This is a genomic window from Streptomyces sp. NPDC097640 (assembly GCF_040302705.1).
Taxonomy (GTDB): domain Bacteria; phylum Actinomycetota; class Actinomycetes; order Streptomycetales; family Streptomycetaceae; genus Streptomyces.
Window position 1 is genome coordinate 1 of record NZ_JBEOSB010000088.1, and the last position, 1243, is coordinate 1243.

Consider the following 1243-nt stretch of genomic DNA (forward strand, 5'->3'; position numbering starts at 1 on the left):
GCACTCGCCGCCCAGGGCGGCCGCGGACCCGCCGAGATCCAGCGGGAGACGAACCTGATCCTGGCGCGGCGCGAAGTGTCCGCCACGCTGCGGGAACTCGGCGAGCTCGGGGCCCGGGCCCGCTACCGGTCGGTCGACTTCCGCGACCCCGACGCGGTACGCCAGGCCGTCAAGGAAATCCACGCCGACCACGGCCGCCTAGACGGTGTCCTCTACGCGGCGGGGGTGATCGAGGACCGGCTGATCGAGGAGAAGTCCGCCGAGTCCTTCCAGCGGGTGTTCGACACCAAAGCGGGCGGCGCGCGCACGCTCCTGGACGCACTGGAAGAGCTGTCGGCGGCTGGACCTGCCGGAGAACACGAAAGGCACGGAGGACACGGAGGGCCGTCGTTCGTGGTGCTCTTCGGCAGCGTCTCCGCCGTGCTCGGCAACCGCGGCCAGGCCGACTACGCGGCGGCCAACGACGCGCTGGAAACCATCGGCGCGCGGTGGGCCGCCCGCACCGGCCGCCGGGCCCTGACCGTCCACTGGGGCCCCTGGGCGCCCACCGGCGCACACGCCGGAATGGTCGGCCCCGCGCTCGCCCGCGAATACGCGCGGCGTGGCGTCGAACTCATCGACCCCGACGAAGGAGCACTTGCACTGCTGCGCGAACTCGCCTGGGGCGAGGAATCCGACCAGGCCGTCGTCTACACCGCGTCGGGCTGGTGACCGTGGCGTACGACGAAGGCGGCGGCCGCAGACCGCCCGTCGCGATCGTCGGGATGGCCGTCCTGCTGCCCGGAGCGCCCGATCTGTCCGCGTACTGGCACAATCTCGCGGCCGGTGTCGACGCGATCACCGAGGTCCCGGCGCAGCGGTGGGACGCCGAGTTCTACGCCCCCGGCAGCGGGCGCGGCCCAGCCGCCGCCGACCGGGTGTACTGCCGCCGCGGCGGATTCGTCGACGGGCTGGCCGAGGTCGAGGTCACCCGCTTCGGGATCATGCCCGCCTCCGTTCCGGCCGCCGAGCCCGACCAGCTGATTGCCCTGCATGTCGCGGCCGCGGCCGTCGCCGACGCGGGCGGCGAGGAACGGCTGCCCGACCGGCGACGGGTCGGGGTGGTGCTGGGCCGCGGCGGCTATCTCACGCCCGGCCTGGTCCGCCTCGACCAGCGGGTGCGCACCGCCCACCAGTTGGTGCGCACGCTCGGCGAGCTGCTGCCCGGTCTCGGCGCCGACCAGTTGGAGCGGGTGCGGACGGC

Annotated in this window: 2 protein-coding genes; both read left to right on the forward strand. The window is 74.2% G+C overall.

Features of this window, described 5'->3' with window-relative positions:
* Positions 1-711 (forward strand): SDR family NAD(P)-dependent oxidoreductase (locus tag ABTY62_RS47450; protein WP_352135622.1); only part of this gene is annotated, 711 nt, incomplete at its 5' end.
* 53 nt (positions 712-764) lie between these two features.
* Positions 765-1243, forward strand: a 479-nt coding sequence (locus ABTY62_RS47455) for a beta-ketoacyl synthase N-terminal-like domain-containing protein (RefSeq protein WP_352135623.1), incomplete at its 3' end; no start/stop codon positions are given.